The organism is Streptomyces sp. NPDC001606 (genome assembly GCF_053596835.1).
This window is the reverse complement of record NZ_JBSFHC010000018.1, coordinates 113302-138261: the sequence shown is the minus strand read 5'-3', so window position 1 is coordinate 138261 and position 24960 is coordinate 113302. Positions and strand designations below refer to the sequence as shown.

The following is a 24960-nucleotide window of genomic DNA, read 5'->3' as shown; positions in this document are numbered from 1 at the left end:
GACCTGCTCAGCGGACCGTCGGGCGGGCTTCGTCCGTCTTGCGGGCCGGTGGGGTGCGGGAGAGGAAGAGACCGAAGACCGGCGGCTGTGCCTGGAGCAGCTCCAGGCGGCCGCCGTCGGCTTCCGCGAGGTCGCGGGCGACGGCCAGGCCGATGCCCGTCGAGTTGCGTCCGCTGATGGTCCGCTCGAAGATCCGCGCCCCGAGGTCGGCCGGAACACCCGGTCCCTCGTCGGTCACCTCGACCACCGCCTGGTTGCCGGTGACCCGGGTGCGCAGCGCGACCGTGCCACCGCCGTGCATCAGCGAGTTCTCGATCAGGGCGGCCAGCACCTGGGCGACCGCTCCCGGCGTGCCGACGGCCTTCAGATGGCGCTTGCCGGAGCTGACGATGGCCCGGCCGGCGCTGCGGTAGGCGGGCCGCCACTCGGCCAGCTGCTGCTGGATGACCTCGTCCAGGTCGAAGGTGACGGCGGAGCCGGTGCGCGGGTCGCGGGAGTTGGTCAGCAGTCGCTCGACCACGTCCGTGAGCCGCTCCACCTGGGTCAGCGCGACGTTGGCCTCTTCCTTCACCGTCTCCGGATCGTCGGTGAGGGTGATCTCCTCCAGCCGCATCGACAGCGCGGTCAGCGGGGTGCGCAGCTGGTGGGAGGCGTCGGCGGCGAGCCGCCGCTCGGCGGTCAGCATGCGCGCGATCCGCTCGGCGGAGGAGTCCAGCACATCGGCGACCCGGTCCAGCTCCGGCACGCCGTACCGCTTGTGCCGGGGCCGGGGGTCGCCGGAGCCGAGCCGCTCCGCCGTCTCGGCGAGGTCGGTCAGCGGGGAGGCCAGCCGGTTGGCCTGGCGGACCGCGAGCAGCACCGCGGCGACCACCGCGAGCAGCGCCACCAGCGCGATGATCAGCAGGGTCCGGCCGACCTCGCGGGTCACCGAGGAGCGCGGCTCCTGCACGGTGACCCGTTCGCCCTCCTCGCCCGTCTGCGTGGCGCTGATGACATCGCCCTGCGGCTTGCTGCCGATCTCGATCGGTGGCTTGCCGGGCATCCGGATCACCGCGTACTGGTCCTTGCTGACCGGGTTGCGCAGCACGTTCGCGTTGACGTTCTCGGAGGCGAGGATCCGGCTGTCCACGATGCTGGCCAGCCGCACCGCCTCGGAGTCCACCCGCTCCTGGGCGCTGTTGCCGATGGTCCGGGTCTCGACGATCACCAGGGAGATGCCGAACACGGCGATCACCACGAGGACGACGGCGAGGGTGGACTGGATGAGACGTCGACGCATGTTCCGTTACCTGGGGTGATCGCGGGGCCCCCGCGCGGGGCTGCTCGGCTCTTCCCGAACTCGGCTCTTCCCGGACTCAGCTCTTCTCGAAGCGGAAGCCGACTCCGCGCACCGTGGCGATGTAACGCGGGTTGGCCGCGTCGTCGCCGAGCTTCTTGCGCAGCCAGGAGATGTGCATGTCGAGGGTCTTGGTGGACGACCACCAGGTGGTGTCCCACACCTCGCGCATCAGCTGGTCCCGGGTCACCACCCGGCCGGCGTCGCGCACCAGCACCCGCAGCAGGTCGAACTCCTTGGCGGTGAGCTGGAGCTCCTCGTCGCCCATCCAGGCCCGGTGGGACTCCACGTCGATCCGCACCCCGTGGGTGGCCGGCGGCTGCTGCGGCTCGGCGGCACCGCGCCTGAGCAGCGCCCGCACCCGGGCGAGCAGTTCGGCCAGCCGGAAGGGCTTGGTGACGTAGTCGTCGGCGCCCGCGTCCAGGCCGACGACGGTGTCCACCTCGTCGGCGCGCGCGGTCAGGATGAGGATCGGCACGGTGTGGCCGTCGGCGCGCAGCCGGCGAGCGACCTCCAGGCCGTCCATGCCGGGCAGGCCCAGGTCGAGTACGACCAGATCGACGCCGCCCTGCATTCCGGCGTCGAGTGCGGTGGGGCCGTCCTCGCGCACCTCCACCTCGTACCCTTCCCGGCGCAGGGCGCGGGCCAGCGGCTCCGAGATGGACGCGTCGTCCTCGGCGAGCAGTACACGGGTCATGGGGTGATGGTAGTCCGCCCGCCGGGCGTCCTGGGGTGTGATCGGATTCCGGTGTTCTTACCTTCCCGACCTGGTGGTACGGACCATTGTCCTGGGGATGGGATCGTAGGAGAGACCTTCGAATTCCGTAGCGCGGTTCCCGTGACACCTGTGATCCGCGTCTCAAGTCCTTCCATATCCGGCACTGTCCTGCCGTATGGTGACCTGAACGCCTGTAGTACACCGGGGACCTTTGGCGGAAATCCGACGCTGAAGGTCCTCTTTGTGTGCGGGCCGATCAAGATCATTTCTGGTCGGCCTTGAAAGGAATGACCTACTGGCCGGGCTCCGCGGCGCATCGATGCGCGGCGGGGCGTGGATCCCGGTGGTCGCCGTCCACCGTTGCCGTAATCCGGCGGCGGACTCCCTCGGGCGTTGGGGGCGGACGACCGACCTCGCCGGTGCCGGCCACTCCCCCACCGGGCGCGCAACGCTCCAGCAGCGCGTCCCGACCAGCAAGGAACGACCATGGCGTCCAGCCTGACGAAGGACTCGGTCCGCACGGGCACCCCCGTCACCGAGAAGACCTTCTTCGGCCACCCCCGCGGCCTGGCCACCCTCTTCATGACCGAGATGTGGGAGCGTTTCTCCTACTACGGCATGAGGGCCCTGCTCCCGCTGTACCTGGTGGCCCCGAGCGGCCTGCACCTGACCGCGGGCACGGCGACCGCGATCTACTCCGTGTACGTGTCGCTCGTGTACCTGCTCGCGCTGCCCGGCGGCTGGTTCGCCGACCGTGTACTCGGTCCCCGCAAGACGGTCGCCGTCTCGGGTCTGATCATCATGCTCGGCCACCTGTGCCTGGCGCTGCCCGTCGCCGCGAGCTTCTTCGTCGGCCTGGGTCTGGTCGCCATCGGTTCGGGTCTGCTGAAGGCCAACATCTCCACGATGGTCGGCCACCTCTACAAGGGTGCGGACGACCCGCGCCGTGACGGTGGCTTCACCCTCTTCTACATCGGCATCAACCTGGGCGCCTTCGCCGCGCCGCTGGTCATCGGCACCGTCGGTGAGAACGTCAACTGGCACCTGGGCTTCGCGCTGGCCGCGCTCGGCATGGCGCTGGGTCTGGCCCAGTACCTGCTCGGCGGCCGTCACCTGAACCCGAAGAGCAGCGAGGTCCCGACCCCGCTGACCGCCGACGAGAAGTCGGCCACCCTGCGCAAGGGCCTGATCTGGCTCGCGATCGCCGCGGTGTTCTACGGCGTCGTCGGCGGCACCGGTCACTTCACCCTGAACTGGGCGCTGATCCCGCTCACCCTCATCGGTCTGATCGTGCCGATCCTGGTCATCGCCCGCATCCGCCGGGACAAGGACCTGGACGCCGCCGAGCGCTCCAAGGTGTCGGCGTACATCTGGTTCTTCGTGGCCGCCGCCGTGTTCTGGATGATCTACGACCAGGGTGGTTCGACCCTGTCGCTGTTCGCCAGCAGCTCGGCCAAGAACTCGGTCCTCGGCTGGAACTTCCCGGTCTCCTGGTACCAGTCGGTCAACCCGGTCATGATCATGGCCCTCGCCCCGGTCTTCGCCTGGCTGTGGCTGTGGCTGAACCGGCGCGGCCAGGAGCCGAGCACCATCGTGAAGTTCGCCTCCGGCCTGGTGCTGATCGGCGCGTCCTTCTTCCTCTTCCTCGCCCCGCTGAACATCGCCGAGGGCGGTCACAAGGCCGCGGCGATGTGGCTGGTCGCGATCTACTTCGTGCAGACCGTGGGTGAGCTGACGCTGTCGCCGGTGGGTCTGTCCGTGACGACGAAGATGGCGCCGAAGAAGTACGCCTCGCAGATGATGGGCGTCTGGTTCCTCGCGGTCACCGCAGGTGACTCGATCACCGCGCTGATGTCGAACCCGGCGATCGGCGGGGTCAACCTCGACAAGATGGGCTTCGTCGCCCTGGAGGCCGTGCTCGCCGTGATCGCCGGTGGCGCGGTGTGGATGTACCGGAGCAAGGTGAACAAGCTGATGGGCGACGTTCGCTAGTCGCTCGGACTCGGCGGAGGGCCCTCGCATCCTTGGGGATGCGAGGGCCCTCTGTCATAGGTGGGGGGCGCCCCTTCAGCGCGTACGGCGCTTCGGCATGAAGGTGAAGACCGCCGCGCCCAGCAGGATCGCCGTGCCGGCCACCAGCCCCAAGGCCTTGAGGGCGCCGTGGTCGTCCGCGCCGGTGTCGGCGAGGCCGCCGGAGCCCGAGCCGGAGGTGGACGCGGTGCCGGTCGAGCCGCCGGTGGTGGAGGTCCCGCCGGAGGCGCCGCCCGGCTGCTGGGCGGTGTCCAGGGTGAGGGAGACCGCCGTCTTCGTCGGGGTGCAGGTGGTGGTCGTACCGAGCGCCTTGACGGTCAGGACGCCCGGGGACAGGGTCGAGGTGCCGCCGGCGCCGGGCTTGTAGGTGCCGGTGAGGTCCGGGATCTCGATCGGCTGCCCCGATTTGATCTCCTGGGCGTTGGTCGGCCCCTCCACGTGCACGGTGCCCTTGTCGGCACCGCCCAGCACCACCTCCATGGACGGCTTCACCGAGTCCTTCGGGATGTCGGCGGGGCTGTCCATCACGGACTTCTTGAAGTGCACGGTGAGGCCGTAGTTCCCGCCGCTCTTCCGGGCGTCGATCTGCACCGGCGAGGTCGCGCTCTTGTCGCCGATCGGCGTCTTGCAGGCGTACGGGATCTGCACCTCCTTGCCGGGGAAGTCGGTCTGCCCGCCGCTGCCGGTCGGGGTGGCCGTCGGGGTGGGGGTGGCCGACCCCGTCGGTGTCGGTGTGGGGGTGGGCGTCGGTGTCGGTGTCGGGCTGGAGGTGCCGCCGCCCGCGCCGGTCACCTGGATCGTCGCCGCCTTCTGCACCGCCTCTTTCGGCGTGCACCTGGTGTCGGTCGACATCGCGTTCACGGTGTACGCGTCCGGTGTCAGCGTCACCGTCCCGGCCGCCGTCAGTTTCAGGCCGCCCTTCATGTCGGACAGCACCATCTCGCCGCCCTTGGGGATCGCCGGGTTCTGCCGCGGCCCGCGCAGGGCGACGTCGGCCGTCTGCGCCCCGGCCGCCTTCAGCACGCCGGAGGGCTGCACCGAGTTCGCGGGCAGGTCGATGATGTCCGGGTTCCTGGAGGCGGCCTTGACGAACTTCCACACGATGTCCACCGTGTCGCCGACCTTGGCCGTGGCCGGCGCGGTGATCTGGACCTCGGTGGTGCCGTCCACCGGGCTGATCCCCGCCGGGGGCACACAGTGGGTGGCGTACGACACCGTGGCGGCCTGCGCGGGTGCCGCGGCCAGGCCCAGCAGGACGCCCGCTCCGCTCAGCGCCAGCGCGGCACCGGCCGCCGTACCTCTCCTTCGGATGCTCACGTGGGTCCTTTCGTCGTGGGAGTCGGAGGACTCGTCGGGCTGTCGTCGGGCGGTGCGGAGAGCCGGCCGGCCGGGCCGCCCGGAGCGGACTCCGGGGTGAACCAGGGCAGGGTCGGGGTCGTAGGGGGCGTGGGGGACATGCGGGTCGTAGGGGGCGTAGGGGACATGCGGGTCGCAGGGGCCGTGCGGGTGGCCGGGGCGCCTGTACGGGCCTTAGGGGCCTTACGGGTCTTAAAGGCCTTAGGGGACTTAGGGGACTTAGGGGACTTACGGGTCGGCGGCCGTACCCGGTCCACCACGGCCATGCCGATGCGGAACAGCGCGGCCGGGACGACCAGGCAGAGCAGGAGCCAGAACAGCGTCACGCCCCAGGGGCGGCCCACGGCCCACGGCTGCTCGGCGAGGAGCCTTCCGCCGTACTTCAGGGAGACGGTGTAGTCGCCGTGCGCCCCGGCCGACAGCTCGACCGGCAGCTCGATCTCGGCCTTGGCGCCGGGCGCGAGGGTGCCGTGCCACTGCCGGTCGTCCCACTGCGGGGCGAACACGCCGTGCGCGGTGCCCACCTGGAACACCGGGTCCTTGATGGTGCCGGTGCCGGTGTTGCCGACGGTGAGGACGAGAGTGCGGCTCGGCGGGGCCCCGAACCAGGTCAGCACCGAGCCCGAGCCGGTCAGCCGGGTGTCGGACAGCACCGCCAGCCGGCCGCCCGCGCGCTCGGCGGGCAGCGGCGCGACGGGATGCCCGGCCACCTTCAGGACGGCGTCCGCCTCGGCCCTGGTGCCGGTGACGGTGGCCACGTGCACCACGCACGGGCAGGGCACGGGCGGCTCGGCCACCGGCAGCCGCCTGCTGAAGTCGCCCCGGGTGTCGGTGGTCACCGCCCGGCCGTCGCCGTTGGCACAGGAGTTGGTGCCGCCGAGCACGCCCCGGGCGGGGGTGGCGCGCCCGCAGATCAGCAGCATCAGCAGGGTGCGCGGCCGCCAGCCGGTGCCGCTGGCGGTGACCGAGCCGCCGGCGCCGGCCTCGGCCACCGACAGCGTCACCATGGGCCGCCCCTGAGCCGCCGACAGCCTCACCGCGGGCCGCCCCTGGGCCGCCGGAGCCGGAGCCGCGGCCCACAGCAGGGCCGCCAGCAGGGCCGCCAGCGCGAGCAGTGCCGCCGCCGCGGCCGGGCACCGGGTCCGTGGGGTGCCGTTCACGTCGACGCTCCCTCCGTGGCCGCCGTACGACTCCGCCGCCGCCGTCGTACGACCCTCAGCGCGCCCGCCCCGGCGAGAACCGCGCCGGCCGCGCCCGCCGGGGCCTGCCAGGGCACGAACCGCGCGGACGCGGTCGCCGTGGCGTGGGCGCCGCCCGCTGCCGTGACCGTGAGCCGTACGTCGACCGCGTCCAGCGCGGGCCGGTCCGGCCAGGGCTCGGTGAGGCGGAGGCGGGTGCCGGGGCGCAGCCGGACGGGCAGGGGGCGCGCGGGGCGGTCCAGGACCCGGCCGAGGACCCCGTCCGCGCGCACCGCGAGCCGCGGGGCGAGGACGGTCGTACCGCGGTTGACCAGGTCGTAGGTGATGCGGTCGGCGTGGACGGCGAGATGCTCGACGGTGAGCGCGGCGAGCGCCGGACCGGCCACGCGCAGCCGCAACGGCACGGTCGCGGTCCGGCCGCCGGGGTCGCGCGCCGCGATGGCGCCGGTGCGGTCACCGGGCTCGGCCCCGGCCGGGACGGTCACCGTGAAGGGCACCTCGGCGCGGGTGCGGCCGGGCACGCGGACGGACGCCGCGGCGAACGCGACCGGGACGCCGGTGCCGGACAGCCGTACGACGACGGGCCGCCGCCCGGGGTTGGTGACGGACACCGTGTCCTCGAGGACCGTGCCGGGCGGTCCCTCGGCGTACAGGGAGGGGCGTCCGCCGCCCGCGGGCGCGAGGGTCCAGTCGGCGGCGGCGGCCTGCCCGGCGGCGCCCAGGAGCAGCAGCGGGGGCAGCAGCAGCGCGGGCAGGAGGCGTACGGCGCGGGGCGGCGGCATGGGCGGCTCCAGCGGTGAGGGGCCGGGGGCGGCCGCGGTGTCAGCTGCGGGCGGTGTGGCCGCGCCGGGTCAGCCACAGGGCGCCCGCGGCTCCGGCGAGCAGGACCGTGCCGCCGAGCGTGCCGAGGGCGATCGTGGAGTCCTCGGGGCCGGTCTGCGGGAGGCTGCCGCCACTGCCAGAGCCGGAAGAGGAACCGTGGGAGGAGCCGTGGGAGGAGCCGGCCGCCGTCACGTCGACCGTCAGGCCCGGCTGAGGACTGTTGGTCGGGGTGCAGGTCGTGGTGGTGCCGATCGCCTTGATGGTGAGCGTGCCCGGGGTGAAGGTGACCTTGCCGGTCTTCTTCGGGGTGTAGACGCCGCTGAGATCGCTGATCTTGATGGGCGTGTTGGGGGGTATGGCGGCCGTGTTGGCGGAGCCGCTCACCGTGAGGGTGCCGCTGTCGGCGCCGCCCAGCACGACCGTGGCGCTCGGGGTCATCGCGCCCTTGCCCAGCTCGATGGGGCTGGAGGAGACGCCCTTCTGCCAGGACATGGTGATCCGGTAGCCGGAGCCGCTCCGGACGCCCGTCATGGCGATGGGCGAGACGGCGCTCTTGATGCCGATCGGCGTCTTGCAGCGGTAGTCGACGTCCACGACGGCGGCGTGGGCCGCGGGCGCGGCCAGCAGCACCGCCGAGCCGGCCAGGGCCGCGGCGGACGCGAGCGCGGCGGTTCGCTTCGGGTACGACACGATCGGTCCACCCCAATCATTCCTGACGGCACATCAGATTCGGCCGTCAAGGTACGCCCGGGCCCCTGCGGAGGGAAGAGGCGTGCCGCGCAAGTCCCCGTACATACACGAGGTCTGCCGCACCGTCAGCAGCGGTGCGGCAGACCTGGGTTACGCGTCGAACGGCGTCACTACTCGTCGAAGTCGTCCGAGATGTCGTCGAACTGGGACTGCGAGCGCTCACGCACCTCGTCCTGGGCCTGCCGGCCGCGCTCCTGGCCCTGCTGGCCGCGCTGCTGAGCCTGCCGCTTGGCCTGCTCGGCCTTCTCCTTGGCCTGCCGCGCCTTGCCCTGCATCTCGTCCTTGATACCCATGGCTTCACTCTCCTTGGTGAGGGGGGTGAAACCACCGTCGCATCGGGCGGTGACTGTCGCCACTCGAACGGTCACCATCCGCGACGGGGTGGCGATCGGTCGAGGTCAGGCGGGTGCGCCCAGTTCCGCCCACACCGTCTTACCGGGGCGGCCGGCGGCCCGGACCACACCCCAGTCCAGGCAGAGCCGCTGCACGATGAACATGCCGTGCCCGCCCGGGCGGCCGGCGCGGTGCGGGGTGCGGGGGGCCGGCTGGCCGGTGCCGCGGTCCGAGACCTCCAGCCGGATCACCTTGTTGTCGCAGGCGAGGACCAGTTCGTCGGGGCCGTCGGCGTGCAGGCAGGCGTTGGTGACCAGTTCGGAGACCACGAGCAGGACGTCCTCGGCGGCGGCCCGCTGGTCGGCGGTGGCGGCAGGCAGCCAGCCCCACGCGTACAGCGCCTCGCGGGTGAAGTCTCGGGCGAGCGGGACGACCCCGCTGGCGCCCTCCAGGCCGAGCCTGCGGATCTGCCGCGGCCGGGTACTCCGGACGCCGTCGGCAACCCCGGACGGCACGGACGGCGCGGCTGCCCCCGTGGCTGCGCCGGTGGCCGGCGCCTCCCCCTCGGACGCCCCGGAAGCGCCGCTGGGCTCCGGGCCGCGGTCGCCCGGCGAGCAAGGCCGGGTGGTGCTCATCAGCGCTTCACCTCACCGAATCACCAGTTCACGATGGAAAAGTCCGGCACCGCGGGGGTGCCGAGCGGTCTGTCGTTCTTGTTCTGCCTGCCCCTTGTGGGGGACGTGTGCACGGGGTGCGGTGCGTGGCGCCGTCCGTCGTACGAGCGCCCCGTGCGGGCCGTTCGCCGGTCCGGGGCGGATGCGGTGGCCGGTCACCGGCACGGGTGGCCGTCCGCCGCGTTGCCGGCCGCCGGAATGCCGTGCCCCCGGAATGCCTTCCCGCTCCCCTGCCCACTCCTGCCCGGCCGAACGAGCGGAACACCCCCGTCTTTCACGTGACGGGGGCGACACCCGGGACGACCGGCCATGGGGGCGGATCCGCGGCGGCCGGTACTCAGTCGCCGCCCTTGGGGCCCTCGGCGGTGCCGGGGCCTTCCGTGCCGCCTGCGCCGTCCGTGCCGCCCGCCAGGGCCGCCGCCACCGAGTCGTGGACGGTGAAGACCGCCTCCGCCCCGGTGATCTCGAAGACGCGGGCGACCACGGGCAGCATGCCCGCGAGGTGCACCCCGCCCCCGGCGGCCTCCGCCTTCAGTCGGGCGCCGAGCAGGACATTCAGCCCTGTGGAGTCGCAGAACTCCAGGCGCGAGCAGTCCACGACGAGCCGTGAGTAGCCCTTTACCAGGAGGTCGTCGAGGGGCTCACGCAGCAGATCGGCGGTGTGGTGGTCCAGCTCACCCGCCGGCGTGACGACGGCGCTGGCGCCCTCTTCCCGCACCTCCACCAGAAGCCGGCCCGATTGCGCGCTGCCGACCGTCCCGTGGTCCATGCCGTCTCTCTCTCCCGAGGTCGTGGCCGCTGATGCCCTCGAACATTACGCCTTCGATGCGCACTCCGACAGCCGAACAACCTTACATAATCGGACATACGGCAACAGAACGCACTTGCGATCGGTTCGGTAAAGCCGATAGGGCTAGTAAGGACACCTACCGCTACACGCCGGCTTCGGAGGCGCCGCACACCGCAGTGCACGTTCTGGCTTCGGCAGCCATATGCCGACAACGATGGAGGACACCCATGTCATCCCGGCTCGACGCAGCGCAGACGCGTATCGCGACGTCGACACCCCCACCGGAACAACTGGATCATCCCATCGACTCCCTCGACCCCGTCGAGGGCCTCCCGGAGATCCCCCCGTACGACGAGATCGGCGCGGTCGACGCGCGGGCCCTGTCCAAGACCCTCTTCGAGCGCCTCACGTCGCTGGAGGAAGGGACGCACGAGTACTCGTACGTCCGCAACACCCTCGTCGAGCTGAACCTCGCGCTCGTCAAGTTCGCCGCCTCCCGCTTCCGCTCCCGCAGCGAGCCGATGGAGGACATCATCCAGGTCGGCACCATCGGTCTGATCAAGGCGATCGACCGCTTCGAGCTGACCCGCGGGGTCGAGTTCCCGACTTTCGCGATGCCGACCATCATCGGCGAGATCAAGCGTTTCTTCCGTGACACCTCGTGGTCCGTGCGCGTCCCGCGCCGGCTCCAGGAGCTGCGCCTGGACCTGGCCAAGGCCGGGGACGAGCTGGCCCAGCAGCTGGACCGCGCGCCGACCGTCGCGGAGCTGGCCGAGCGCCTCGGCCTCTCCCAGGACGAGGTGGTCGAGGGCATGGCCGCCTCGAACGCCTACACCGCCTCCTCGCTGGACGCCCAGCCCGAGGAGGACGAGACCGAGGGCGCGCTCGCGGACCGCATCGGATACGAGGACCACGGCCTGGAGGGCATCGAGTACGTCGAGTCCCTCAAGCCGCTGATCGCCGAACTCCCCGCCCGGGACCGCAAGATCCTCTCCCTGCGGTTCGTGGCGAACATGACCCAGTCGGAGATCGGCGAGGAACTCGGCATCTCCCAGATGCACGTCTCCCGGCTGCTGTCCCGCACCCTGATGCGCCTCCGCAAGGGCCTCACCCTGGAGGAATAGCCCCTCGCAAGGGCCTCACCACCGGACGAACCGGGCTGCCGTACACACGGTCGGCCCGGTCCGTCCGTCCTGCCTGCCTGCCTGCGGTCACGCTCCAGCACCGGCCTGCTCCCCCGGCCCTCACTGACGCCGACTGGCGACCAGCGCGGTACGGGTCCAGGTGATGAGCTGCCGGACGATCACGGTCCAACGGGCGCTGTGCGCCGGGAAGAACGGCAGCAGCACCAACGCGGGAACACACGCGACGGTCACCACCAGCAGCGGCACGATCGCGAAGAGGACGACAAGGACACGCTGCAACCAGCGGCTGCTCGCCGCTGCGGTGGCCCAAGACGGCGTCATGGTTCGACGGCTCCATTCCGTGGGAGGGACCTTTCGGAGCAACCGTCCACGCGTGCGGACCCGTTGCGAAAGCCACAACGGTTGCCGGTGCGAGGTCAATTCAGGAGGCGAGGCCAGTGGCCGACGAGACGCCGGCGACCAGGGGTTCCGGCCCACTGGAGCGGGGTGAGATCCCGGAAGTTGTCGCCCTCGGCAAGGCGTTGACCACGCTCTTCAAGACCCTGGGGGTCACGCAGAAGACGTATGCCAACCGGATCCAGCGCGCCGAGTCGGATGTCTCACGCTTCCTGCGCGGCCGGAAGGTGGCCCCCCAGGACTTCATCGACCGGCTGGTCACCGACGTCGAAGCGGTTCGGGGCACGTCTCTCCAGCCCGATGTCCGCTCCAATCTGCGCACGTTGCGCCTGGGGGCTATCCGGGTGTGCGATCCGTCCCTGTACGAACTGGAGTCGCTGCGGGGCGAGATGGAACAGACGCAGCGCGAGGCCAGGGCCCTGGCCCGGCACCAGGAGGCGCTGCACGACCTGCTGGAGAAGAAGGAGAACGAGATCAGGCGGCTGCACGCCGAGCTGGACCAGGTGCGCCAGGACTGGATCGCCGACCGGCTCGCCGCCAGGAGGGCGGAGGTGGAGGTGAGAGCGCAAGCCGAAGCCGAAGCCGACGAGGACGGCCTGGCCGAGGAGATCGCCCGTCTCCGAGCCGACCTGGCCGAGATCACCGAAGCCCGGACCGCCGCCGAACGCCGCTGCGAGGAACTGGAGGCGCAGGTCAGGGAGATGGAGGAAGAGCTGGCTGCCCGCTCCGGGGAGGCCGGCACCGTCGCGCTCCCCGTGGAGGCGGTGCAGGAACAGCTGGAGGCACACTGGGCGGCCGGCCGTAACCGGGACGCGGCCCGTGAACTCACCGAGGCGGCGCTGACCCGGCCGGTGGCCGACCTCTCGGACCTGATCGCCTGGCTGGACCACAGCGGCCATCGGCCGCACGGCGATCATCTGGTGCGCGAGGTGGCCCGGGTGCGGGCCGTCGAGGACGTGGCCGCGTTCGGCAGCCGGACCCTCGACCGGCAGTGGGCGCCGTCCTCCATGCGGCAGGCCGCCGATCGAGCCGGGTTGCTCGCCGCCGAGGCGTGCCTGGTGATGACGCCACAGGACATCGCGACACTGCACCTGCTGTGGCCGGGCCGGTGGCAGCCGCCGAGGGACCGGCCGCGGGTCCTGCCTCCGCCGGACAGTGTCCTGGAGGCCCTGCTGGCGTCCCCGCGCGGCCTCGACGACCTGGCCGAGGTCATGGCCCGGATACCGGCCGACGAAAAGGCCGCGGTCACGACGCTCGGCTCGGCGGCAACCGGCTTCCGAGGCGAATACCTCCTCGAACTGCTGCCTCTGGCGGTGCGGTTCGAGTGGCGCGAGCTGTCCTCACTGCTCATCGCCCACTTCGAGGAGAAGGCCGACGTGTTCTTCGTATGGCGCGCGCTCGGCGGGGGACGGCTGAGCGACGAGCACCACGTTCACTGGCGGAGTCTGACCCGGATCCTCCTGGACAGCGTGTCCCTGGAACGGTTCACTCCGCTCTTCAGCGGGGCCTGCAAGGTGTACGAGGACTTCCTCACCGTTCAAGGTCTCGGCCGCACTCCTCTGCGGTTCATCCTCCAGGAAATCCGTGATCACGGGCTCATGCAGGACTTCTCCAGGATCGCCGGCGGCAGGGCCACCCTCGCGCCCGAGCGCCGCAGGGAGCGCGCCCTGATGCGGAAGGCCCTGACCGCCTGGCACGCCGGTCAGGGCTGACCCCGCTCACACCACCCGCACACCCCTGCGCCACACCCCGCTGACCAGCGGGACGCCCGGGCGGTAGGCCAGGTGGACGTGGCTGGGGGCGTCGAGGAGGGTCAGGTCGGCGTAGGAACCCGGGGTGAGGCGGCCGATGTCGGTGCGGCGGAGGGCTGCCGCACCGCCCGCCGTGGCCGCCCAGACCGCCTCGTCCGGGGTCATCCGCATGTCGCGGACGGCCAGCGCGATGCAGAAGGGGACGGAGGAGGTGAAGGAGGAGCCCGGGTTGCAGTCGGTGGACAGGGCCACGGTGACGCCCGCGTCCAGCAGCCGGCGGGCGTCCGGCCACTCGGCGCGGGTGGAGAACTCGGCGCCGGGCAGCAGGGTGGCGACCGTGTCGCTGTTCGCGAGGGCGTCGACGTCAGCGTCCGTGAGGTGGGTGCAGTGGTCGGCGCTGGCCGCGTCCAGCTCGACGGCCAGCTGCACGCCGGGGCCGTAGGAGAGCTGGTTGGCGTGGATGCGCGGGTGCAGGCCCTTGGCCTTGCCCGCGGTGAGGATCGCGCGGGCCTGGTCGCCGTCGAAGGCGCCCTTCTCGCAGAAGACGTCGATCCAGCGGGCGTGCGGCGCGCAGGCGTCCAGCATCTCGCCGGTGACCAGGGCGACATAGGCGGCCGGGTCGTCGGCGTAGTCCGGGGAGACGATGTGCGCGCCGAGGTACGTCACCTCGTCGGTGTGCCTGGCTGCGAGGCGCAGGGCGCGGGACTCGTCCTCGACCGTGAGGCCGTAGCCCGACTTGGTCTCGAAGGTGGTGGTGCCCTGGCGGAGGGCCTCGGTGAGATAGCGGGTGAGGTTCGCCTCCAGCTCGGCGTCGCTCGCGGCGCGGGTGGCGGCGACCGTGGTGCGGATGCCGCCGGCCGTGTAGGAGCGGCCGGACATCCGGGCGTTGAACTCCTGCGTGCGGTCCCCGGCGAAGACCAGGTGGGAGTGGGAGTCCACGAAGCCCGGCAGCACCGCCCGGCCGCCCGCGTCGACCCGGTTGTCAGTGGCGGGTGCTTTGCTGGATTCACCGGTCCACGCGATGCGGTCGCCGTCGATGACGACGGCCGCGTCCTGGATCAGACCGAGGGGAGACCTGTCGCCGAGGGAGGGGTCGTTGGTGACCAGCGTGGCGATGTTGGTGATGACGGTGCTGCTGCTCATGGTGTCCTCGTGGATGGTCGTCAGGAGCGAAGGGCTTCGACTGCCCGCGCGAGCGCCTGTGGCACGTCCGGTACGAGCGTGTGCGCACCGTCGCGTACGACGTGCCGCCCGCCCACGACCGTATGCCGTACGTCCGCTGCCGTCGCCGCGAATACGGCCGTCTCGGCGCCCAGGGCGGGCTGTGGCCCCGCTGTCCTGACCGAGTCCAGGGCGATCGTCGTCAGGTCGGCGAGCGCGCCGGGCGCGATGGTCCCTGCCTCGTCCCAGCCGAGGGCGGCGTGGCCGTCGGCGGTGGCGGCCCGCAGCAGGGCGGCCGCCGTCCAGTGGCCCCGGGTGCGGGTGCGCAGCCGCTCGTTCAGCTCCATCGCGCGCGCCTCTTCCAGCAGGTCGATGACGGCGTGGCTGTCGGAGCCGAGGGAGAGGGGGGAGCCGGCCCGCTGGAGGGCCACGGCGGGGCCGATGCCGTCGGCGAGGTCGCGTTCGGTGGTCGGGCACATGCAGGTGCCGGTGCGCGAGCCGCCGAGCAGGGCGATGTCCTCGTCGGTGAGGTGGGTGTTGTGGACACCCGTGGTGCGCGGGCCGAGCACCCCGTGGTCGGCGAGCAGCCGGGTGGGGGTGCGGCCGTGCGCGGCCTGGCAGGCGTCGTTCTCGGCGGTCTGCTCCGACAGGTGCACATGGAGCGGGGCCCGCCGCTCCTCCGCCCACCGCGCCACGGTCGTCAGCTGGTCGGCGGGCACGGCCCGTACGGAGTGGATCGCCGCCCCGATCCGTGCGTGATCCCGTTCCTTGAGAACTGCACAGCGTGCCGCCCATGCCTCCGCGTCGCCGTCGGAGAAGCGCAGCTGGTGGGCGTTGGGGGCCTCGCCGAAGCCGGCGGAGAGGTAGCAGGTGTCGAGGAGGGTGATCCGGATCCCGGCCTCGGCGGCGGCCGCGATCAGCGCCTCGCCCATGGCGTTGGGATCGGCGTAGGGGGTGCCGCCGGGGGCGTGGTGGACGTAGTGGAACTCGCCGACGCAGGTGATGCCGGCGAGGGCCATCTCCGCGTACACCGCACGGGCCAGCGCGTGGTAGCTCTCCGGGGTCAGCCGGTCGGCGACGGAGTACATCACCTCGCGCCAGGTCCAGAAGGTTCCGGAGCCGACCTGGACGGCGCCGCGCAGAGCGCGGTGGAAGGCATGCGAGTGGGCGTTCGCCAGGCCCGGGAGGGTCAGGCCGCGCAGCACCTCCGCCCCCGGCGGCGGGGCGGGGGTGGAGGTGCGGACGGCGGTGATGCGGCCGTCCGCCACCTCGACGGCCACCCCGGACTCGACACCGCCGCCGCTGCTGCCACTCCCGCTGCCGCTGCCGCCGTCGCTGTCGCCGAGCCAGGCGTGCTCCAGCCAGTAGGTCCCCTTGGTCACCTGCAAGCCAGCCCTTCCAGTACGTCGGCGAGTGCGTGCACCCCGGCCACGCAGTCGTCCTCGGCCGCGAACTCGGCCGGGGAGTGCGAGACACCGGTGGGGTTGCGCACGAACAGCATGGCGGTCGGGATGCTCCCGGAGAGGATTCCGGCGTCGTGTCCGGCGCCGGTGCCGAGCACGGGCACCGTCAGCCCGGTGTCCCGGCCCAGGATGCGGCCGAGTTCGTCGCGCAGGGCGTGGTCGAACTCCACGACCGGCGTGAAGGACTCGCGGACGACGTCCAGGTCGATGCCGTGGGCGTCGGCGTACTCGCGGGCGGCCTTCTCGATGCCGCCGACGACCGTGTCCAGGGTGTCCTGGTCGGCGGCGCGGGAGTCCAGCCAGCCGCGCACCAGCGAGGGGATGGCGTTGACGCCGTTGGGCTCGACGGAGATCTTGCCGAAGGTGGCGACGGCACCGGCGAGTTGTGCCTCGCGGCGGGCGGCGAGCACGGTCTCGGCGTAGGACAGCATCGGGTCCCGGCGGTCGGGCAGCCGGGTGGTGCCGGCGTGGTTGGCCTCGCCCCGGAAGTCGAAGCGCCAGCGGCCGTGCGGCCAGATGGCGCTGGCGATGCCGACCCGGTCGCCGGACAGGTCCAGCGCGCGGCCCTGTTCGACGTGCAGCTCCACGAAGGCGCCGATGCGGGCGAGCCGCTCGGGGTCGGGTCCGATGGCCTCGGGGTCGTAGCCGGCGTTCGCCATGGCCTGGGGCAGGGTGATGCCGTCGCCGTCGGTGAGCCGGTGGGCCTGTTCGACGGTCAGCGCTCCGGCGGTGAGCCGGGAGCCGACACAGGCGAGGCCGAACCGGGCGCCTTCCTCGTCGCCGAAGTTGACGATGGCCAGGGGTTTGGTGAACTGCGCTCCCCTCCCGCGCAGTTCGTCCAGGGCGGCGAAGGAGGAGACGACCCCGAGGGGCCCGTCGAAGGCGCCGCCGTCCGGCACCGAGTCCAGGTGCGAGCCGGTGACGACGGCGTCACCGGCGGCCGGGTCGCCGAGCCAGGCCCACTGGTTGCCGTTCCGGTCGACCTCGTAGGCGAGCCCGCGCTTCTCGGCCTGCTCCCGGAACCAGGCCCGGCAGTCGGTGTCGGCCCCGGTCCAGGCGTAGCGGCGGTAGCCGCCGGAGGCGGAGCTGCGGCCGACCGGCAGCAGCTCCGCCCACATGCTGTGGAAGCTCACGCGTCGTCACCCTCGCGCATCGGCACCCGCACCCCGCGCTCCTCGGCGACGGACTCCGCGATGTCGTAGCCCGCGTCCACGTGCCGGATGACACCCATGCCAGGGTCGTTGGTGAGGACCCGGCGGATCTTCTCGCCGGCCAGCTTGGTGCCGTCGGCCACGGTGACCTGGCCGGCGTGGATGGAGCGGCCCATGCCGACTCCGCCGCCGTGGTGCAGGGAGACCCAGGACGCGCCGGAGGCGACGTTGACCATGGCGTTGAGCAGCGGCCAGTCGGCGATGGCGTCGGAGCCGTCGAGCATGGCCTCGGTCTCCCGGTAGGGGGAGGCGACGGAGCCGCAGTCGAGGTGGTCGCGGCCGATGGCCAGCGGGGCGGCCAGCTCGCCGCTGGCGACCATGTCGTTGAAGCGCTCGCCGGCCTTGTCGCGCTCGCCGTAACCGAGCCAGCAGATGCGGGCGGGCAGGCCCTGGAAGTGGACGCGCTCGCCGGCCATCTTGATCCAGCGGGCCAGGGACTCGTTCTCCGGGAAGAGGTCGAGGATCGCCTTGTCGGTCTTGGCGATGTCGGCGGGGTCGCCGGACAGGGCCGCCCAGCGGAAGGGGCCCTTGCCCTCGCAGAAGAGGGGGCGGATGTAGGCGGGGACGAAGCCGGGGAAGGCGAAGGCCCGGGTGTAGCCGGCGAGCTGGGCCTCGCCGCGGATGGAGTTGCCGTAGTCGAAGACCTCGGCGCCCGCGTCCTGGAAGCCGACCATGGCCTCGACGTGCCTGGCCATGGACTCGCGCGCGCGGGTGGTGAAGCCCGCCGGGTCCTTGGCCGCCTCGTCGGCCATGTCCTCGAAGGCCACGCCGACCGGCAGGTAGGACAGCGGGTCGTGGGCGGAGGTCTGGTCGGTGACGATGTCGATGGGGGCGTTCATCGCGAGGAGCTGCGGGACCAGCTCGGCCGCGTTGCCGAGGACGCCGATGGACAGCGGCTTGCGCTGGTCGCGGGCCTCGACGGCGAGCTGGAGGGCGTGGTCGAGCGAGTCGGCCTTCACATCGAGGTAGCGGTGCTCGATGCGGCGCTCGATGGCGCGCGGGTCGCAGTCGATGCAGAGGACGACACCGTCGTTCATCGTGACCGCGAGGGGCTGGGCGCCGCCCATGCCGCCGAGGCCGGCGGTGAGGGTGATGGTGCCCGCGAGGGTGCCGTTGAACTTCTTCGCGGCGACGGCGGCGAAGGTCTCGTAGGTGCCCTGGAGGATGCCCTGGGTGCCGATGTAGATCCAGGAGCCGGCGGTCATCTGGCCGTACATGGTCAGGCCGAGGGCCTCCAGGCGGCGGAACTCCTCCCAGTTGGCCCAGTCGCCGACCAGGTTGGAGTTGGCGATGAGGACGCGCGGGGCCCACTCGTGGGTCTGCATGACGCCGACCGGGCGGCCGGACTGGACCAGCATGGTCTCGTCCTGCTTGAGGGTCCTCAGGGTGCGGACCATGGCGTCGAAGGAGCGCCAGTCACGGGCGGCCTTGCCGGTGCCGCCGTAGACGACGAGCTTGTCGGGGTGCTCGGCCACCTCGGGGTCGAGGTTGTTCTGGAGCATGCGCAGGGCGGCCTCCTGCTGCCATCCCAGGGCGCTCAGTTCCGTGCCGCGCGGTGCTCGTACGGGGCGGGGTCCCGACATCGTCTGCCTCCTCCTGTTACTACGTCTATTCACATCCTGTAGGTCTGAATAGAACTAGTCAATAGGGCGGTACGGCCGCGTCCGCGCGCCGCCGGTGTTTGGCTGGAAGCACCCGAGGCGGACACGGCGGACACGAGGGGAGAGGCTGTGGAGCGCGACCCGGAGGCGGAGGCACGGCGGCAGGACCTCGAAGCGGAGGCGCGGGCCCGGGCGGGCCGGCGGGACCGGGCCGTGCGGGCCGCGGTGGAGCAGGGGCTGCTGGGGCCGGACGCGGCCGTGCTGGGGCTGCTGGACGTCACCGGCATCCGGGAGTCGGCGGCCGCGCTGCGGGCGGCGTTCGCCGCGGTCGTGCCGCCCAGTACCCCGGTGCTGCACGCCTTCGCGGTGAAGGCGACGCCGCTGGTGCCGGTGGTACGGCTGCTGCGCGAGGCGGGGATCGGCGCGGAGGTGGCCAGCCCCGGCGAGCTGGCGCTGGCCCGGGCCGCCGGGGTGCCGCCCGCCCGGACGGTGCTGGACTCGCCCGCGAAGACCCCGGCCGAGCTGCGCGAGGCGCTGGCGCTGGGCATCGCCGTGAACGCCGACAACCCCCAGGAGCTGGACCGGATCGACGCCCTTGCACGCTCGGCGGCCACCCGCTCCCCGCTCGGACTGCGGGTCAACCCCCAGGTCGGCGGCGGCAGCATCGGGGCGACCTCGACGGCGACCCCGACCTCCAAGTTCGGGGTGGCGCTGCGCGACGAGGGGGCCCGCGAGTGGGTCGTACGGGCGTGTCTGGAGCGGCCGTGGCTGACCCGGCTGCACGCGCACACCGGCTCGCAGGGCATCCCGCTGGCGCTGCTGGCGCGCGGGGTGGCGGAGACGTACACGCTGGCCGAGGAGATCAACGCGCGTGCGGGACGGCGGCAGATCGACACGCTCGACATCGGCGGCGGGCTGCCGGTGAACTTCGCCGGGGAGACGGCGACCCCGTCGTACGCCGAGTACGCGCGCGTGCTCGCCGAGGAGGTGCCGGGGCTGTTCGACGGGCGGTACGGGCTGGTGACCGAGTTCGGCCGGTCGCTGCTGGCCAAGCACGGCACGGTGGTGGCCCGGGTGGAGTACACCAAGAGGGCGGGCGGGCGGCGGATCGCGGTGACCCACGCGGGCGTGCAGGTGGCGACGCGCACGGTGTACGCACCGGCGGCGTGGCCGCTCAGGATCGCGGCGTACGACGCCGAGGGGCGGCCCAAGCGGGGACCGGAGGCGATGCAGGACGTGGCCGGGCCGGCCTGCTTCGCGGGCGACCTGCTGGCCGAGGGGCGCACGCTGCCGCTGCTGGAGCCGGGCGACTATGTGGCGGCGCTGGACACGGGCGCGTACTACTTCGCGCATCACTACGCCTACAACTCCCTGGCCCGGCCGGGCATCCACGGTTTCGCGCCGGACGGCCGGGGAGGCGTCGCCTTCGCGGTCGTACGGGAGCCGCAGTCGATCGCGGAGGTGGTGGCGGAGTCCGGCGGGGCGCACGTGGCGTCACTCACCACCCTGGGCGCCCCCGGGAGCCGTTGACACACCCCCCGAACCTCTCGAACAAAGGGGTCAACTCCGCGCACACAGACGCCGTTTGGCAACACTAGTACGCCGGACGCATGTTCCACTGGAAAATGCCAAAGACCTCACCCCGCCCGCACACCGTGCGTAGTGTCGGCGTCACGCAGCCGGAGTCCCAGGCGGGAGGGGAGCCACGGTGCCCGGAATCGACGAGTGCCTGCTGGAAGCGATGCGGTTACCCGGTGCGCGCGGAGCCGCACTGGTGGACTGGACGAGCGGACTGGCGCTCGGCACGGTCGGGGAGGCCCCCGGCGACGACCACGAGCGGACCGCCGCAGAGGCCGCCGAACTGGCCCGGATGGCCGCCGAGCACGGCACGTTCGCGGCGCACGGCACGGACCTCGCGCCGGTGGAGGACGTGATCATCAGCAACGGCGACAGCTACCACCTGCTGCGGTTCGTGGACACGTCCTTCGACAGCAGCGTCTTCCTGCATCTGTGGCTCGGCCGCGCGGAGGGCAATCTCGCGCTGGCCCGGATCCGGCTTGGCGAGATGGCCGCCCGGCTGGTGCTGGGATGACCGCGGTCCGTACGCCCCCGCCGCTGCCGGTGCGGGACCGGACGGCCTCCCGGGCGCTGTCGCCGATGCTGACCCGGCTGGCCGAGGAGCGGGCCACCGGGGTGCTGGTCCGCGAGCACGGCACCCTCCATCTCGCCGAGGGCCGGGTGGTGCACGCCGAGAGTCCGCTCGCCCCCGGCCTGGACGTGCTGCTCACCGCCCACGGCACGCTCGCGGCCGCCGCCTGGCAGCGGGCCGCCGCGCAGGCCTCCGGCCCGCTGCACGCCGCCGAACTCCTGCTGCGCTCCGGCCTGTTACCGGCCGGCGCGCTGGAGCTGTGCCACCTGGACGCGCTGTACGACGCCGGGTACTTCACGCTGGCGCCGAGCAGCACCCCGGGCCGGTTCCGCTACGACCCCGCACCCCGCCTCGGCCCGCTTCCCTCGGTGCCGGTGGTGGCCCTGGAGCACGAGACACTGCGCCGCCGGCTGCTGCTGCACCGGCTGTGGCCCGACCCGGCCGCCGACAGCGCACCGCTGATCCGCGCGGACCCGGTCGCCGGACCGCCCGCCGCCGCGCCGGTCACGCCCCGGCAGCGGGCGGTGCTGGACCGCGTGGACGGCGTCCGTACGGCCGTCGACATCGCCCGGAACCTGGGCCGGCAGGCCTTCCACACCCTGGTCGACGTCCGCCGGCTCACGGCGGCCGGCCACCTGGCACCGGCCCCGCCGCGAGCACCCGCCCCACCGAGGGCACCGGCCCCCGCGAAGGCACCCGCCGCCCCCACGCCCCGGGCACCGGCGGCACACCCCGCACCGGCGATCCCCGTCCCGCCCCCGCTCCACCTGGTCACGACCGACCCCGACATCGCGCTGCTGAAGAGGCTCAGGGATGCGCTGGAGGCGCTTTGAACGGCACCGCCCCGCCGAGAGGAGAGAGCTGATGGTGTCCGAGGAGGACCTCCGGACCGTCCTGGACGAACTGCTCCGGCTGCGCAGCCGCGTGCCGCAGCTCACCGGAGCGCTCGCGGCCGGCGTCGACGGCCTCGTCGTCGCCCACGACACCCCCGGCGTCGACCCGGAGGGCCTGGCGGCACTGACCGCCGCCGCGCTCGGGGTCGCCGTCCGGGTCACGGACGCCACCGGCAACGGCGGCTTCCGGGAACTGCTGGTGCGCGGCGAGCGCGGCTACATCGCCACCTACGCGGCGGGCCGCACCGCCGTACTGACCCTGCTCGCCCAGGACCGGGTCAACGTCGGCCGGCTGCACCTGGAGGGCCGCCGGGCCGGCGCCCGCATCGGGGAGCTGCTCGACGCCGCCGAGGCGGCGGCGCGGGCCGCCCGCCCCGCCCGGAGGGCGCTGGGCGCCGTCAGCACTCCGGCCGACAGCTGAACGCCGACAGCTGAACGAAGACAACCGAAGCCACCCGAAGAGAACCGTAGAGAGAGGACCCGTCATGGCCAACACCGAGACAGCGCTGAAGGAAGCCCTCACCACCATCGAGGGCGCCACCGGTGTCGCGCTCGTCGACTACACCAGCGGAATGGCGCTCGGCACGATGGGCGCGAACAAGAGCTTCGACCTGAACGTGGCCGCCGCCGGCAACACCGACGTGATCCGCGCCAAGATGCGCACCATGGAGATGCTCGGCCTCAAGAGCGAGATCGAGGACATCCTGATCACACTGACCGACCAGTACCACCTCATCCGGCTGCTGCGCAGCCGCGGCGGCAACGGCCTCTTCCTCTACCTGGTCCTGGACGCCGGCCGGGCCAACCTGGCGATGGCCCGGCACCAGCTCCGCCGGATCGAGGAGCAGCTGGAGATCTGAGCCTCAGACCAGGGCCTCGGTACGGCGGCGGGCCCCGCCCGGGGCCGCGTCGCCGGCCGCGATGCCCGTGCCGCGCAGGCCCTTCACGGCCTTGCCGGCCGGGCACCCGGCGCGCCGGTCGAGCCAGTCGACGCGCACCCACAGCAGGGTGTCCGCGGCCCGCTCGAGGCGGCCGATCCAGGCGGCCTTCAGCCGCAGCCCGGTGCCGACCCCGGCCAGCAGCAGCCCGCCGGCCACCGGCACCGCGAAGGCCGAGCCGACCGCGAGGGCGAAGCCCAGCAGCAGCCACCAGCGGTGCCCCCGGCGCCAGTTGCGTACGCTCACCGCGCGGTCCTGCAAGACGTCGTACCTGCCCGCGCGGGCCGCGCCCCGGACCAGCTCCGCATAACGGCGCCGACGCGTCAGGGCCACCGCCGCCGCGCCGATCAGGAACAGCGCGGCCCCGGCCAGTGCCCCGATCCGGCGGCCGGTCAGCCCTTCCGGCAACGCGCCGAGCCCTGCGGCACACACCCCGAACCACCACATCGGCGCGGCCCCCGCCCGTACCACGACGGCCACCCGAGCCAGACCCTGTCCTCCGCGTCCTCCGCGCGCCACGTCAGCCTCCCGTGTCACGTGTTCCCTCGGTGTCTGTGTCCCGACAGGAAGCTAGCGCCAGAAGGTGAGACGAGTCTGAGAGCGGGTGCGCCGACGCGGCGTCACTCCACGAACAGCCCACGGGCCGCGGCGTGCGCGTCGAACTCCTCCAGCCGGGCCTGGGCGTCGGGCAGGTCGTCGCAGATCGCCTCCAGCAGCACCCGGCCGAGCAGCATCGGCGCGCACGCGGTGTCGAAGGCGAGCCCGGTGCCGACGGCAGCGGGCAGCAGCAGGTCGGAGTACTTGGCGACCGGCGCGAACGCCGAGTCGGCGACCGTGACGACGGTGAGGCCGGCGTCCTTGGCATAGGCCAGGGTGTCCACGACCTCGCGCGGATGCCGGGGCAGCGCGAAGCACAGCAGGGCGGTGGCGCCGGCGCGCACGGCCGTGTCGATGCGGTCCTGGATCATCGTGCCGCCCTCGTCCAGCAGCCGGACGTCCGGGTGGACCTTGGCGGCGAAGTAGGCGAAGCCGTACGCCTGCGAGGCGGCGGCGCGCAGGCCCAGCACGGGCAGCGGACGGGAGGCGGCGAGGACCCGGCCGGCCTGCTGCACCGGGCGCGGGTCGGCGAGGAGCTCGGCGAGGTGCCGGAGGTTCTCGATCTCGGCCTCGACGGCCAGCTGGTACTCGTTGTGGACGCCGGTGCCGGGGGCCGGTTCGGCGGGGACGACCTCGCGCAGGTGCTTGCGCAGGGCCGGGTAGCCGTCGAAGCCGAGGGCGACCGCGAACCGGGTCACCGAGGGCTGGCTGACCCCGGCCAGTTCGGCCAGCTCCACGCTGGAGAGGAAGGGCACGTCCGCGGCGCGGCGCACCATGCTGTGCGCGATGCGGCGCTGGGTCGGCGTGAGCCGGTGGCCCTCGAAGAGCGCCTGCAAGCGGTTGGCCGGGGTGTCGGTCGCGCTCATGTGCTGCTCCCCCCTCCGTATGTCCTCGACGTCCCGGGAGAGTACAGCGCCGAGGCACGGACGAACACGGGCAGTCCATTCACAGAATGTTTCGCTGCATACCGTTATACAGCCCGGGGCCCCGGAGAGGGGGGTTGTCCCCAGTGCGACGACGGCGGTGGCTCCCTAGCCTGGTCGCCATGGACACACGGGACGAGGGGGACGTCGACCTCCGCAAGGATCTCGACGCCACAGTGCGGGCACGCAGGGACCTGGGCGAGGACTACGACTCCGCGCTGGTCGACTCCTTCCTGGAGAAGGTCGGGCAGCGCATCGACGACACGGTCGACCGGCGGGTACGGCGGCAGCTGGCCGAGCAGCAGATGACGGCCGTACGCGGGGCGCGGCAGCCGCAGACCGACAGCTGGGCCGAGCGCCATGGCTTCGCCCTGATCACGCTGGTGCTGGCGATCCCGCTGTCCGCGATCGCCGCCGCCCTCAGCGGACTCACCGGTCTGGCGGTCGCCTGGGCCGGCATCGTCGGCGTCAACCTGGTGCAGGCGGTACGGCTCAACCCGGAGCTGTTCCGCGGCGGTTCGGCGGCGCGGGACTGAGGGCGCGCCGGCCCGCCGGGAAAGCCGGGAAGACCGCACGGCGGGCAGGCGGAAAACACAGGAAAGCCGGGAAAGCCGGGAAAGCCGGGGGAGCCGGGGGAGCCGGGAAAAGCTTTCGCGGGGACCGCCGCACCCCCGTCACCGGGGGGCGGGACGACGGCGGTCCCCGCGAAGGACGCGGGCCGGG

General features: G+C 72.7%; 25 protein-coding genes. 9 read left to right on the top strand and 16 right to left on the bottom strand.

All coding sequences use genetic code 11. From position 1 onward, the window contains the following. Positions 1-7 precede the first annotated feature (7 nt). Positions 8-1279, bottom strand: a complete 1272-nt coding sequence (locus tag ACWCV9_RS28405; RefSeq protein WP_450790738.1) for an ATP-binding protein — start codon at positions 1277-1279, stop codon at positions 8-10. Between the two features lie 76 nt (positions 1280-1355). Continuing rightward, complete coding sequence (locus ACWCV9_RS28400; protein WP_020940464.1) at positions 1356-2033, bottom strand: response regulator transcription factor; 678 nt, start codon at positions 2031-2033, stop codon at positions 1356-1358. A gap of 507 nt (positions 2034-2540) precedes the next feature. Between ACWCV9_RS28400 and ACWCV9_RS28395 the strand changes: the two genes are divergently transcribed. Continuing rightward, the gene (locus tag ACWCV9_RS28395) at positions 2541-4046 is read left to right on the top strand and encodes an oligopeptide:H+ symporter (protein WP_450790736.1); all 1506 of its coding nucleotides are present in this window, start codon (positions 2541-2543) and stop codon (positions 4044-4046) included. A 75-nt stretch (positions 4047-4121) separates the two neighbouring features. Here ACWCV9_RS28395 and ACWCV9_RS28390 read toward each other — a convergent pair whose 3' ends face one another. From ACWCV9_RS28390 to ACWCV9_RS28360, 7 genes are all read right to left on the bottom strand, one after another. Further along, complete coding sequence (locus ACWCV9_RS28390) at positions 4122-5402, bottom strand: hypothetical protein (protein WP_450790734.1); 1281 nt, start codon at positions 5400-5402, stop codon at positions 4122-4124. Next, complete coding sequence (locus tag ACWCV9_RS28385; RefSeq protein WP_450790732.1) at positions 5399-6601, bottom strand: hypothetical protein; 1203 nt, start codon at positions 6599-6601, stop codon at positions 5399-5401. Before ACWCV9_RS28385 ends, ACWCV9_RS28390 begins: the two co-directional genes overlap by 4 nt. Next, positions 6598-7422: a COG1470 family protein gene (locus tag ACWCV9_RS28380; protein ID WP_450790731.1), complete on the bottom strand. Its 825-nt coding sequence runs from the start codon at positions 7420-7422 to the stop codon at positions 6598-6600. The genes ACWCV9_RS28385 and ACWCV9_RS28380 overlap by 4 nt, the downstream gene beginning before the upstream one ends. 40 nt (positions 7423-7462) lie before the next feature. After that, positions 7463-8152, bottom strand: coding sequence for an LPXTG cell wall anchor domain-containing protein (locus tag ACWCV9_RS28375; protein ID WP_450790729.1), 690 nt, complete (start codon positions 8150-8152; stop codon positions 7463-7465). 170 nt (positions 8153-8322) lie between these two features. Continuing rightward, the gene (locus ACWCV9_RS28370) at positions 8323-8505 is read right to left on the bottom strand and encodes a hypothetical protein (protein WP_385844859.1); all 183 of its coding nucleotides are present in this window, start codon (positions 8503-8505) and stop codon (positions 8323-8325) included. Between the two features lie 105 nt (positions 8506-8610). Next, positions 8611-9180, bottom strand: a complete 570-nt coding sequence (locus ACWCV9_RS28365; protein WP_450790727.1) for an ATP-binding protein — start codon at positions 9178-9180, stop codon at positions 8611-8613. A gap of 376 nt (positions 9181-9556) precedes the next feature. Next, on the bottom strand, positions 9557-9988 hold the full coding sequence (locus tag ACWCV9_RS28360; RefSeq protein WP_450790725.1) for an STAS domain-containing protein: 432 nt from the start codon (positions 9986-9988) through the stop codon (positions 9557-9559). A gap of 248 nt (positions 9989-10236) precedes the next feature. On the opposite strand from ACWCV9_RS28360, the gene ACWCV9_RS28355 reads away from it, so the two are divergent. After that, a complete protein-coding gene (locus tag ACWCV9_RS28355) occupies positions 10237-11133 on the top strand; it encodes an RNA polymerase sigma factor SigF (RefSeq protein WP_450790723.1) in 897 nt (298 codons plus the stop codon). Positions 11134-11253: 120 nt separating this feature from the next. Here the strand turns inward: ACWCV9_RS28355 and ACWCV9_RS28350 are convergent, their stop codons facing one another. Beyond that, the gene (locus ACWCV9_RS28350; RefSeq protein ID WP_450790722.1) at positions 11254-11475 is read right to left on the bottom strand and encodes a hypothetical protein; all 222 of its coding nucleotides are present in this window, start codon (positions 11473-11475) and stop codon (positions 11254-11256) included. 116 nt (positions 11476-11591) lie between these two features. On the opposite strand from ACWCV9_RS28350, the gene ACWCV9_RS28345 reads away from it, so the two are divergent. Continuing rightward, positions 11592-13262: a hypothetical protein gene (locus ACWCV9_RS28345; RefSeq protein WP_450790721.1), complete on the top strand. Its 1671-nt coding sequence runs from the start codon at positions 11592-11594 to the stop codon at positions 13260-13262. Between the two features lie 6 nt (positions 13263-13268). Here ACWCV9_RS28345 and hutI read toward each other — a convergent pair whose 3' ends face one another. The 4 genes from hutI to hutU are packed head-to-tail and all read right to left on the bottom strand — an operon-like array spanning position 13269 to position 18719. Beyond that, positions 13269-14444 carry an imidazolonepropionase gene (gene hutI / locus ACWCV9_RS28340; protein ID WP_450790720.1) on the bottom strand — a complete coding sequence of 392 codons (1176 nt, stop codon included), beginning with the start codon at positions 14442-14444 and terminating at the stop codon, positions 13269-13271. Positions 14445-14464: 20 nt separating this feature from the next. Continuing rightward, positions 14465-15844 carry a formimidoylglutamate deiminase gene (locus ACWCV9_RS28335; protein WP_450790718.1) on the bottom strand — a complete coding sequence of 460 codons (1380 nt, stop codon included), beginning with the start codon at positions 15842-15844 and terminating at the stop codon, positions 14465-14467. Continuing rightward, positions 15841-17058 (bottom strand): allantoate amidohydrolase, encoded by a 1218-nt coding sequence (locus tag ACWCV9_RS28330; protein WP_450790717.1) that lies wholly within the window; start codon positions 17056-17058, stop codon positions 15841-15843. The genes ACWCV9_RS28335 and ACWCV9_RS28330 overlap by 4 nt, the downstream gene beginning before the upstream one ends. After that, on the bottom strand, positions 17055-18719 hold the full coding sequence (gene hutU, locus ACWCV9_RS28325; RefSeq protein ID WP_450790716.1) for a urocanate hydratase: 1665 nt from the start codon (positions 18717-18719) through the stop codon (positions 17055-17057). Before hutU ends, ACWCV9_RS28330 begins: the two co-directional genes overlap by 4 nt. A 147-nt stretch (positions 18720-18866) precedes the next feature. Here hutU and ACWCV9_RS28320 point away from each other — a divergent pair, with 147 nt between their 5' ends. The 5 genes from ACWCV9_RS28320 to ACWCV9_RS28300 all read left to right on the top strand — a co-directional run bounded on the left by ACWCV9_RS28320 (position 18867) and on the right by ACWCV9_RS28300 (position 22639). Continuing rightward, positions 18867-20267, top strand: coding sequence for a diaminopimelate decarboxylase (locus tag ACWCV9_RS28320; protein WP_450790714.1), 1401 nt, complete (start codon positions 18867-18869; stop codon positions 20265-20267). A 178-nt stretch (positions 20268-20445) separates the two neighbouring features. Further along, positions 20446-20829, top strand: a complete 384-nt coding sequence (locus ACWCV9_RS28315; RefSeq protein WP_385844870.1) for a roadblock/LC7 domain-containing protein — start codon at positions 20446-20448, stop codon at positions 20827-20829. Then, a complete protein-coding gene (locus ACWCV9_RS28310; RefSeq protein WP_450790713.1) occupies positions 20826-21719 on the top strand; it encodes a transcriptional regulator in 894 nt (297 codons plus the stop codon). Before ACWCV9_RS28315 ends, ACWCV9_RS28310 begins: the two co-directional genes overlap by 4 nt. 31 nt (positions 21720-21750) lie before the next feature. Then, complete coding sequence (locus ACWCV9_RS28305) at positions 21751-22200, top strand: roadblock/LC7 domain-containing protein (RefSeq protein ID WP_385844872.1); 450 nt, start codon at positions 21751-21753, stop codon at positions 22198-22200. Between the two features lie 64 nt (positions 22201-22264). Beyond that, a complete protein-coding gene (locus ACWCV9_RS28300; RefSeq protein WP_450790711.1) occupies positions 22265-22639 on the top strand; it encodes a hypothetical protein in 375 nt (124 codons plus the stop codon). A gap of 3 nt (positions 22640-22642) precedes the next feature. On the opposite strand, the gene ACWCV9_RS28295 is transcribed toward ACWCV9_RS28300, so the two are convergent. Together ACWCV9_RS28295 and ACWCV9_RS28290 are read right to left on the bottom strand one after the other, a co-directional pair. Further along, positions 22643-23197 carry a hypothetical protein gene (locus tag ACWCV9_RS28295; protein ID WP_450790710.1) on the bottom strand — a complete coding sequence of 185 codons (555 nt, stop codon included), beginning with the start codon at positions 23195-23197 and terminating at the stop codon, positions 22643-22645. A gap of 140 nt (positions 23198-23337) precedes the next feature. Further along, positions 23338-24180 carry a MurR/RpiR family transcriptional regulator gene (locus tag ACWCV9_RS28290; RefSeq protein WP_450790708.1) on the bottom strand — a complete coding sequence of 281 codons (843 nt, stop codon included), beginning with the start codon at positions 24178-24180 and terminating at the stop codon, positions 23338-23340. Between the two features lie 179 nt (positions 24181-24359). Here ACWCV9_RS28290 and ACWCV9_RS28285 point away from each other — a divergent pair, with 179 nt between their 5' ends. Continuing rightward, the gene (locus ACWCV9_RS28285; RefSeq protein ID WP_450790706.1) at positions 24360-24773 is read left to right on the top strand and encodes a hypothetical protein; all 414 of its coding nucleotides are present in this window, start codon (positions 24360-24362) and stop codon (positions 24771-24773) included. Positions 24774-24960 lie beyond the last annotated feature (187 nt).

What these genes read in the sequence shown, in the direction of transcription:
- ACWCV9_RS28405 (WP_450790738.1), bottom strand. Translation starts at nt 1,279, where the DNA reads ATGCGTCGACGTCTCATCCAGTCCACCCTCGCCGTCGTCCTCGTGGTG.
- ACWCV9_RS28400 (WP_020940464.1), bottom strand. Translation starts at nt 2,033, where the DNA reads ATGACCCGTGTACTGCTCGCCGAGGACGACGCGTCCATCTCGGAGCCG.
- ACWCV9_RS28395 (WP_450790736.1), top strand. Translation starts at nt 2,541, where the DNA reads ATGGCGTCCAGCCTGACGAAGGACTCGGTCCGCACGGGCACCCCCGTC.
- ACWCV9_RS28380 (WP_450790731.1), bottom strand. Translation starts at nt 7,422, where the DNA reads ATGCCGCCGCCCCGCGCCGTACGCCTCCTGCCCGCGCTGCTGCTGCCC.
- ACWCV9_RS28370 (WP_385844859.1), bottom strand. Translation starts at nt 8,505, where the DNA reads ATGGGTATCAAGGACGAGATGCAGGGCAAGGCGCGGCAGGCCAAGGAG.
- ACWCV9_RS28365 (WP_450790727.1), bottom strand. Translation starts at nt 9,180, where the DNA reads ATGAGCACCACCCGGCCTTGCTCGCCGGGCGACCGCGGCCCGGAGCCC.
- ACWCV9_RS28360 (WP_450790725.1), bottom strand. Translation starts at nt 9,988, where the DNA reads ATGGACCACGGGACGGTCGGCAGCGCGCAATCGGGCCGGCTTCTGGTG.
- ACWCV9_RS28355 (WP_450790723.1), top strand. Translation starts at nt 10,237, where the DNA reads ATGTCATCCCGGCTCGACGCAGCGCAGACGCGTATCGCGACGTCGACA.
- ACWCV9_RS28350 (WP_450790722.1), bottom strand. Translation starts at nt 11,475, where the DNA reads ATGACGCCGTCTTGGGCCACCGCAGCGGCGAGCAGCCGCTGGTTGCAG.
- hutI (WP_450790720.1), bottom strand. Translation starts at nt 14,444, where the DNA reads ATGAGCAGCAGCACCGTCATCACCAACATCGCCACGCTGGTCACCAAC.
- hutU (WP_450790716.1), bottom strand. Translation starts at nt 18,719, where the DNA reads ATGTCGGGACCCCGCCCCGTACGAGCACCGCGCGGCACGGAACTGAGC.
- ACWCV9_RS28310 (WP_450790713.1), top strand. Translation starts at nt 20,826, where the DNA reads ATGACCGCGGTCCGTACGCCCCCGCCGCTGCCGGTGCGGGACCGGACG.
- ACWCV9_RS28305 (WP_385844872.1), top strand. Translation starts at nt 21,751, where the DNA reads ATGGTGTCCGAGGAGGACCTCCGGACCGTCCTGGACGAACTGCTCCGG.
- ACWCV9_RS28300 (WP_450790711.1), top strand. Translation starts at nt 22,265, where the DNA reads ATGGCCAACACCGAGACAGCGCTGAAGGAAGCCCTCACCACCATCGAG.
- ACWCV9_RS28290 (WP_450790708.1), bottom strand. Translation starts at nt 24,180, where the DNA reads ATGAGCGCGACCGACACCCCGGCCAACCGCTTGCAGGCGCTCTTCGAG.
- ACWCV9_RS28285 (WP_450790706.1), top strand. Translation starts at nt 24,360, where the DNA reads ATGGACACACGGGACGAGGGGGACGTCGACCTCCGCAAGGATCTCGAC.